The following is a 307-nucleotide window of genomic DNA, read 5'->3' as shown; positions in this document are numbered from 1 at the left end:
TCGCTGGCGGAGGTCTGGCAGTCGGCGGGCGTGTCGCCGTCGGTCGTGGTGGGCCACTCGCAGGGTGAGATCGCGGCTGCTGTGGTGGCGGGTGCGCTGGCGGTGGAGGACGGCGCGAGCGGGGTTGCGCTGCGCAGCGGGGCGATTGCCGGTGGTCTGGCGGGGCGTGGTGGCATGGTGGCGGTCGCGCTGCCGGTGGAGCTGGTGCGGGGGCGGCTGAGCGTCTGGGGCGAGGAGCGGATCTCGGTCGCTGCGGTCAACGGTCCGTCGTCGGTGGTGGTTTCGGGTGAGCCGGCTGCGCTGGAGG

1 protein-coding gene is annotated in these 307 nt (G+C 74.6%); it reads left to right on the top strand.

Going from position 1 to position 307, the window contains the following annotated elements:
- The coding region (locus tag UK12_RS35105; protein WP_045307278.1) for an acyltransferase domain-containing protein at positions 1–307 on the top strand (307 nt) is incomplete at both ends.

The sequence above is a fragment of the Saccharothrix sp. ST-888 genome (assembly GCF_000955975.1).
Classification (GTDB): Bacteria; Actinomycetota; Actinomycetes; order Streptomycetales; family Streptomycetaceae; genus Kitasatospora.
Note: the sequence above shows the minus strand (reverse complement) of the source record. Positions and strands in the feature narration are given on the sequence as shown.